At 44.8% G+C, this 8,166-nt stretch carries 7 protein-coding genes and 1 pseudogene; 5 read left to right on the forward strand and 3 right to left on the reverse strand.

Annotation, left to right across the window (positions count from 1 at the left end; translation table 11 throughout):
• Positions 1-199: 199 nt before the first annotated feature.
• Positions 200-898 (reverse strand): annotated as a pseudogene (rnc, locus tag C7B77_RS31735) (ribonuclease III).
• 123 nt (positions 899-1,021) lie between these two features.
• Between rnc and thyA the strand changes: the two are divergent.
• The 3 genes from thyA to C7B77_RS17925 all read left to right on the forward strand — a co-directional run bounded on the left by thyA (position 1,022) and on the right by C7B77_RS17925 (position 3,317).
• Positions 1,022-1,957: a thymidylate synthase gene (gene thyA / locus C7B77_RS17915; RefSeq protein WP_106307784.1), complete on the forward strand. Its 936-nt coding sequence runs from the start codon at positions 1,022-1,024 to the stop codon at positions 1,955-1,957.
• Between the two features lie 123 nt (positions 1,958-2,080).
• Positions 2,081-2,650 carry a dihydrofolate reductase gene (locus C7B77_RS17920; RefSeq protein ID WP_106307787.1) on the forward strand — a complete coding sequence of 190 codons (570 nt, stop codon included), beginning with the start codon at positions 2,081-2,083 and terminating at the stop codon, positions 2,648-2,650.
• A 130-nt stretch (positions 2,651-2,780) separates the two neighbouring features.
• Entirely contained in the window at positions 2,781-3,317 is a 537-nt protein-coding gene (locus C7B77_RS17925; RefSeq protein WP_106307790.1) for a deoxycytidylate deaminase, read from the forward strand.
• A 119-nt stretch (positions 3,318-3,436) separates the two neighbouring features.
• On the opposite strand, the gene C7B77_RS17930 is transcribed toward C7B77_RS17925, so the two are convergent.
• Positions 3,437-4,183, reverse strand: a complete 747-nt coding sequence (locus C7B77_RS17930) for a phycobilisome rod-core linker polypeptide (RefSeq protein WP_106307793.1) — start codon at positions 4,181-4,183, stop codon at positions 3,437-3,439.
• Positions 4,184-4,349: 166 nt separating this feature from the next.
• Positions 4,350-4,655, reverse strand: a complete 306-nt coding sequence (locus C7B77_RS17935) for a hypothetical protein (RefSeq protein ID WP_106307796.1) — start codon at positions 4,653-4,655, stop codon at positions 4,350-4,352.
• Between the two features lie 190 nt (positions 4,656-4,845).
• Here C7B77_RS17935 and C7B77_RS17940 point away from each other — a divergent pair, with 190 nt between their 5' ends.
• Both C7B77_RS17940 and gndA read left to right on the forward strand, forming a co-directional pair.
• Entirely contained in the window at positions 4,846-6,459 is a 1,614-nt protein-coding gene (locus tag C7B77_RS17940; protein ID WP_245894258.1) for a CHAT domain-containing protein, read from the forward strand.
• Between the two features lie 364 nt (positions 6,460-6,823).
• The coding region (gene gndA, locus C7B77_RS17945) for an NADP-dependent phosphogluconate dehydrogenase (RefSeq protein WP_106307802.1) at positions 6,824-8,166 on the forward strand (1,343 nt) is incomplete at its 3' end.

The following is an 8,166-nucleotide window of genomic DNA, read 5'->3' on the forward strand; positions in this document are numbered from 1 at the left end:
GCTACTTACTTTCTATTCGTAGCTTATGCTCTTGTGAGCTTTTTTACCCACCTCCCCACTTTTCAAACATCCTCTAATCTTAAGATGATCCACTGAATTCTTACAGTGCAAGGATGTGTCGGTTGGGTTTCGCTTCGCTGCAACCAACAATCTTTACTATCGACATCGATGGATGTTGGATTTTGGGTCTCAACCCAACCTAAGAATCTATGGGAGCGCACGAATCTTCCTTTTTTAATTTTTCTAAAGCAGATTCAGCCGCCTGTTTCTGAGCCTCTTTTTTACTTCTACCATGACCTTCGCCATACAATATATCACTGACATAAACCTTCGAGCTAAATTCTGGACGATGATCCGCTCCACCTACTCGTTCTGTAACATATTTGGGTGGTGCTGTTATGCCACTTTTTTGGACAAATATCTGAAATTCACTCTTTGGATCTATAGTAAAATAACCTGTCTTGGCTTCTTGAGGTACAGTATCAAATAATTCATAGATCGAGTAACGAATTGCCTCAATATCACAACCTTTATCTAAGTAATAAGCTCCGACAATTGCCTCAAAAGTACTACTAAGCAAATTTGGACTGCGATCTCCACCTTCTAGCCTTGCACCATTTCCCAATCGCATTTTGGACTATAAGCCCACTTTACAGGCAAATTTGGCAAGTTGCTTTTCGTCCACCAGTACAGCACGTCGTCGAGTCATTTCACCCTCTCCCATTTCAGGATGATATTTATACAGGTACTCACCACTGATAAAGGAGAGAAGAGCATCTCCAAAAAATTCTAGTCGTTCGTTATCGCTTGCTGCTTCTGGGTGTTCATTACTGTAAGAACTGTGCGTTAATGCTTGATGAAGCAATGTTTCGTCGTTGAATATTAATAATTTGTGCATTCGTCTCAATAGCGACATTTGTCAGTACAACTTATTTTTAATGTAAAAAAATATACTTGTCAACGATCGTATGAGACGATCGAATGGTAGGATAATGGGCTTTGGCAAATTACTAGATCGTGTATGAATATAGTAGATAAGACGTACTTAGAAATCCTCGATCGAATCCTCACGGAGGGTACTAGGGAAACTAACCGCACGGGAACCGATACCGTCTCGTTATTTGGATTGAGCTATCGCCTACCTGTCACGGCTGAAGCCTTCCCAATTTTGACGCACAAAAAGATTCAATGGCGGAGTTTGGTAACGGAAATGATTTGGTATTTATCTGGCGAACCACATATTCGCAATCTCAAGCAACATACTAAAATCTGGGATGCTTGGAGCGATGCAGATGGTAATCTGGAAACTGCTTACGGTAGGTTTTGGCGATATTATCCAGTTCCCGATTATACAGCTCCAATTCGGCGCGAAGATAGCAACTATTTATGCGACGGGGAAGTGTTGGTTAATTTAGAGGAGAGTAAATATCGACACGATTTAATCGTAGATGAAAAAGAATCGATCGCGATTCCTTGTTTCGATCAATTACGATGGGCTATCGATGAATTAAAACGCAATCCTCGATCGCGTAGACTGCATATTACCGCTTGGTATCCACCGAATGCGACTATCAGCAAGTTACCACCTTGTCATCATAGTTTTACGTTAAATTATCAAGGTGGTAAATTAAATTTACATCTGCAACAACGATCGTCAGATCATTGCGTTGGCAATCCATTTAATTTAACTTGTTACTCACTTCTGTTATTATTAATCTGCCGAGAAGTCAAGCTCGAACCAGGCGATTTTTATCACTCGATTACCGACGCACACATATATATCGATCATATCGAACCTTATCGCAATGCTAGTCGAGAAGCTTATGACTTACCGCAATTAGAGTTGAGTCAATTGGGCGATCGATCGATGTTCGATTTGACCTATGATGATATCGATCGGATTCAATTAGTCAATTATCAACACGGCGCATTTATCAAGTTACCAGTAGCAGTCTAAACAACGAGAGGCATAGATACACAGTTTCACCGTGTGAGGAGAAAATTAGATCGGAATATTCATTATCTTATAGTTCTCAACTATTAACGATCGACTATTAACTATTAACTATCAACTATTAAAATGGTTCAAAAAATTCTCATTGCAGCGATCGACAAAGATGGTGGTATCGGTAAAGATGGCTATATGCCGTGGCATTATCCCGCCGATCTGAAACTATTTATGAATCTGACGATGGGACATACGATCGTGATGGGACGTAAGACTTTCGATGGAATGTTCGATCGAGAAAAGGCTCCATTAAAAGGTAGACAGAATATCGTCGTGACATCGCAAGCTGAAGAATATCGCTCTAAATTTGCACCCGAACACTCTCCATCTCACTTGAATTTTACTACCGATATCAATTGTGGAGATATTGAGTTAGAGGCAGATGCTAAAATATTTTATTGTGGTGGAGCTAATCTCTATCAACAAGTAATTCAAAGACTCGATCTCGATATCATCTATCTCTCTCGGCTCGATGAAAGTTATGATTGCGATACTTTTTTTCCTCAAAATCCTCAATCATCAGACGTAGAATTTGAACCCTATATTCCACCATATCTTACTCAGAGCTTCTCCGATAAAATGTCAGGAAGCAAACCTTTCACTTTCCAAATCTATACTCCAAAGCCACTGATAATTTACTAATTCATATATTGTTGCGATCGGCGAAACTTGATTGGTGGGCACTGCCCACCCTACGGATTTCTATCCACTGTTAATTATCAATTATCAATTATCAATTATCAATTATCAATTATCAATTATCAATTAACCGATGTACGATATTTCTTCGCGCCCAACTTGGGATGAATATTTCATGATGCTGGCGAAATTAACCGCCACCAGATCTACCTGTTTAGCCTTCCCCGTAGGTGCGGTAATTGTCAAAGATCGCCAAGTTTTATCGACGGGTTATAATGGCTCGCCGTCGGGTTCGGTGCATTGTACGACGCAGGGGTTTTGTTATCCAGATTTGAGTGCGTGTAATGCCAGTAAAATTTTACCTTCAAGGTCGGTACATGCCGAAGCAAACGCGATCGCACAAGCTGCAAAACATGGTATTTCCACGGGGGGAGCAAGTATCTACGTGACCTTAGAACCTTGTTTATCTTGCCTGAAAATTATCATTTCTGCCGGGATTCGCGAGGTATTTTATGAGACGACATTCAATACTGGTGATAATATCAAAGTTCGGGATTTTTTGCTCCAAGATAGCTCGATCGAACTCATTCCGATTTTAGTTTCGGAGGCAACAGCAAAACGTTCGGCGGCATTTTTACTCAACCCGACATCGGTAGAGACTTTTAGTTAATAAGAAATCGATCGATAATTACAAACGTACACTAAAAAGAGGCTTTCGATCGATCGCTCAACCAACAGGCAAAGCAATCGTTCGGAAACCCCCTTTGTCGTCTCATCTAATTCAGCGAATTAGCGACGGGGAACTAGATTTTGATAATCGATGTTGTAAGGCGAGATGGACTGCGGCTGATTGCCGATGTTGCCCAAACTTTTCGCCATTGACAGATATAGCGAAGGATCGCCTGCTTTGGCTTGTTTTTCTTGAGGTTTGTAGCCACGAACTGCTGCTTGCCAAGAAGCTTTGGGGAAACCTAGCTTGCGGCGGTAGTAAGCATCATAACGAGGGTTTTTGATGTTAAACGGTAATTCGCTCGCGCCGGAGGGTAATACCCGACGACGTTGGAAGGGGACGATAGTATCGCCGAAGTTTTCTAGATACTCATCGCTATTAACGAGGTCGTTTACAAAGCCAGCACGACCTTTGGTAGCAATGACGATCGACCAAGCGATTTTTTCAGCTTCGTTATATACGTCGCGTCCGAGAATTTTTTGAACGCAATGTTCGGCAAATTTATAGTTGCTATTAAGGTTGTAGAAACTATTAGTGAAGGTATTAGACAGGCACAATCCCCGAATGAAGTCGCGAACGGTAATTTGCCCGTTACGGAGTTGCGATTCTAAGAATTTTTCGCGATCGGCAGCAAACGCATGGAAGAAGATCTGACGATAAGCCGATCCGATCAAATTGTCATAATCGCTAGACGACAATAAGTTGTCTGTGGAAAATACCCTGGGCTGTTCGTCGCTAGGTACTTCATAACCGCGAACGCGAGAGTTCTGGCTCGAAGGAGCGTATTCTAATAATGGAAGAGACATATACTTAAAGTTATCTTCTTACGAAACTTTACAATTCTCCTCATCATAATCCCGATTTGGTCTTCTTCGGCAACCCCGAGGCGAAAACATTACATTCCTTAACTATCTCTCAAACTGACAGATACCAACATTCTGGTTCTTTCTAGGTGTGTCACTTTGGCTCACTTTACCAGTCATCATCGACGATCGCATCGGGCAGTTTTAACCTAGGGAAACGGTAAAAGGTATCGCCATCGTCATCAACCTCTGGAATCCCGTCCAGCAGGCGCACCTGTTCGTCGAGAAAAATTTTGGCATCCTGAGAGCTGACCTGCGAAATCGCTACCAACTGAATTAAGGAGATATAACTATCCTGTTTCCTTAACAGCTCGTAGAAAGCAGATTCCAAACGTTTGCGCCGATTGGAATTAGAGACAAATTTTGACGTTCCTACTCCTAAGCCTAATAGGATTAGTAATTCAATCAAGCCCATAAGGTGAGTAAGTGGAAATTGACTACATAGTGCAAGTATAGCGACTTTGGGATGTTGCGCAGCAGCGTAATGACACATCTGCTACCGAGACTCGTGACAACTGCTATTCAATCGTCGATAATGACACTGGATAACATTAACAATCTCTCCTCACCACACATCCCCGTACTTTATTTTCTGTCCTCTATCTGTGGATGAACATCCTTCCCTCAATATTGCGGTCGCCCGCTTAGGCGCGACTACCCCAGACAATTATGCTGTGTGGGTGCTCAAAGCACCTTATCCTGGCGGCTATGTAATTGAAAATTGTACCTGGACGATCGAGCTATCCCAAATTTGGCTGGGATGGCAAGGGTTGTTTAATCCTGGCAGTAGACCATTTTGTCTGCCCTGCCATCAAGATCTGAGTATTCCGGAGTTAGATTTAGAGACGATCGCGCCTGCGGAGGCTCCGGGGCCGCAACTCTATAGTGCGAATCTGATGCAGCACTTGGGAATCAATTTGTGGCAGTGGCTGTTTTGCAAGCAGGTGGGAAATGCCTTTGCTCAAAGTCAGGGAATGGCGATCGGACAGGGCAAATCGCTGCGTCTACGCCTGGAAATCCGCGATCCCGACTCGATTTCCATTCCGTGGGAAATCATGCAGTCACAGCACGGTAAACCCGCAATCTCGATCGATCGACTGGTGTTATTCAGTCGGACGAATAGCGATGTCGATCCCTTGCCGCCGCAACGGCTCGATCGATCGATTAAAATTCTGTTAGTTTTGGGTCAAAATATTCCTGGCAGTCCCAATCTCGATCTGGAGCGAGAATCGACGACGATCTCGCAAGCTTTGCGGAGTACTATGCCGAGCGGCTTCAATCCTCCCAATCGACTCAATCCCGCCGGGTGTCATGTCGATACGCTCGTGCGCCCGACTCCTGCCGAATTGATTGCCAAACTTGAGACTCAGCAGTATAACGTATTTTTCTATGCCGGACACGGGATGCCCGCACCAGATGGGGGTTTATTACTGCTCAATGATGTGGGTGGTTTGAATGGTACCGAATTGGCACAATTACTCGTCCGGTGTGGCGTTAAGTTAGCCGTATTTAATTCTTGTTGGGGCGCGCAGCCTTACCAACATCAACAGCAAGCCGTCCCCCGCAGCAGTCTGGCCGAAGTCTTGCTGCATTATGGCGTCCCGGCGGTACTTGCCATGCGCGATACAATCGCCGATCGCGAGGCGTTGAGTTTTATTCAGACTTTTACTCAGGCTCTGGCACACCGCCTGAGTATCGATGAAGCTGCCGCGATCGCCAGACAGCAATTGTTGATTTCATTTAAGTTCAATCAACCTGCATGGACGTTGCCGATCCTGTACATGCATCCAGAATTTAATGGCGAATTGATTCGTCCATTAGCTGAAGCAATTACCGAAATGCCCTCCGTCCCGCAGGCGATTCCGGTTGCTTATATGCGATCTCTCAGTTTTCATACCCATCCCGATTTTCCGATCGATGGTGGTTTGATGCGCGTCGGTAGATCTAGCGATAACGATCTGGTAGTCGTCGAGCCGTGGGTATCCCAACGTCATGCCGAAATTATCTATCGATCGCCATCGATGACCGATTTTACTCAGGGGATTTATTATCTACGCGATACGTCTCGATTTGGTAGTTATGTGTTGACCCTCGAAAATAAATGGGTCAAAGTTCACGCTCGCGAATTTCCACTCGAATCGGGAATGCAGGTCAAATTTGGCAGTGAAGAAGGACAAGTTTTGGAGTTTAGAATCGATCGACAAGAGTGGCTTCGGTAATTAGTTGAAAGTTGAAAGTTGAAAGTCGATCGGGATAAAACTCCTGAAATATTGACACCCTATAGGTTGGCGCGACTCAGTATTCTTAAGTTGATACCAATGCCCTTGTGGATACCCTGGATCTAGACTAAGCAATAGTATATTTAAACTGTTACGAAATCTGAGACCAGCCACTATTCACCATCCACCAAACTGCATCCAATTGTAGACATAATTATGTAAAATCGCGATCGATGCGATCCCCAACTGCCATTTTCCCAATAACGTTACAAATATTTATCTAAAATGCCCCAAAAAATGGGGATCGAGCTAAGGTGAGGTGAAGAAAGATCGAACCCTACATCTCCAGTATTTCCAATAATTTATGTCTCTACAAAGCTTTGGTGTCATTGGTTTAGCTGTCATGGGTGAAAACCTAGCCCTGAATGTCGAGCGCAACGGCTTTCCGATCGCCGTGTTCAATCGAACTGGGGCAGTAACCGATAAGTTTATGGAAACCCGCGCCCAGGGCAAAAAAGTAATTGCTACGCATACATTAGAAGAATTTTGTGCCGCCCTCGAAACTCCGCGCAAAATCTTACTGATGGTCAAGGCTGGTAAACCAACTGACGATACGATCGACGCACTCAAACCTTTTCTCGAACCAGGAGATGTCGTCATCGATGGTGGCAACTCGCTATTTACAGACACAGAGCGTCGTACCAAAGATCTCGAAGGATTGGGATTCACCTTTATCGGGATGGGTGTCAGTGGTGGCGAAGAAGGTGCGCTCAATGGCCCTAGCATGATGCCAGGAGGCACGGAAGCGGCCTATCGCAATCTCGAACCCATTCTCACCAAAATTGCCGCTCAGGTAGACGATGGCCCCTGTGTGACGTTCATCGGCAAAGGTGGAGCTGGGCACTACGTCAAAATGGTGCATAACGGTATTGAGTATGGCGATATGCAATTAATCGCCGAAGCCTACGACCTACTCAAAAACGTTGCTGGTTTAGACCACAAACAGTTGCGTGAAGTCTTCACTGAGTGGAATACCACCGACGAACTCAATTCCTTTTTGATCGAAATCACTGCCGATATCTTCAAGTATATCGACCCGGAAACCAATAAACCATTGGTCGAACTCATTCTCGACGCTGCCGCCCAAAAAGGTACCGGACGCCGGACTGTCCAAAGCGCGCTGGAACTCGGCGTATCGATTCCGACGATTATCGCCGCTGTCAACGGGCGAATTATGTCATCGATTAAAACCGAACGCGTCGAAGCAGCCAAAGTCCTCACCGGGCCAGATGGCAAGTTTACAGGGGATACAAAAGTCTTTGTAGACCAAGTTCGCGACGCCCTCTATTGCTCGAAAATCTGTTCCTACGCTCAAGGGATGGCATTACTGAGCGCAGCTTCCAAAGCGGAAGGCTACAATCTCAATCTGAGCGAAATTTCCCGGATCTGGAAAGGTGGCTGTATCATTCGGGCTGGATTCCTCAACAAAATTAAGGATGCCTTCAAAGCCGAGCCAGATCTAGCCAATCTGTTACTAGCTCCAGAATTCAAACAAACCATTCTCGATCGTCAATCCGCTTGGCGCGAAGTCATCGCTCAAGCCGCAAAAATGGGTATCCCCGTCCCCGCGTTTAGCGCGTCGCTAGATTACTTCGACAGCTACCGCCGTGCCAATCTCCCCCAAAACCTGACCCAGGCGCAACGCGA

The sequence above is a fragment of the Chamaesiphon polymorphus CCALA 037 genome (genome assembly GCF_003003845.1).
GTDB lineage: Bacteria > Cyanobacteriota > Cyanobacteriia > Cyanobacteriales > Chamaesiphonaceae > Chamaesiphon > Chamaesiphon polymorphus.

Excerpts from the sequence above, each read along its gene's own strand:
- thyA (WP_106307784.1), top strand. The coding sequence starts at position 1,022 with ATGAATATAGTAGATAAGACGTACTTAGAAATCCTCGATCGAATCCTC.
- C7B77_RS17920 (WP_106307787.1), top strand. The coding sequence starts at position 2,081 with ATGGTTCAAAAAATTCTCATTGCAGCGATCGACAAAGATGGTGGTATC.
- C7B77_RS17925 (WP_106307790.1), top strand. The coding sequence starts at position 2,781 with ATGTACGATATTTCTTCGCGCCCAACTTGGGATGAATATTTCATGATG.
- C7B77_RS17930 (WP_106307793.1), bottom strand. The coding sequence starts at position 4,183 with ATGTCTCTTCCATTATTAGAATACGCTCCTTCGAGCCAGAACTCTCGC.
- C7B77_RS17935 (WP_106307796.1), bottom strand. The coding sequence starts at position 4,655 with ATGGGCTTGATTGAATTACTAATCCTATTAGGCTTAGGAGTAGGAACG.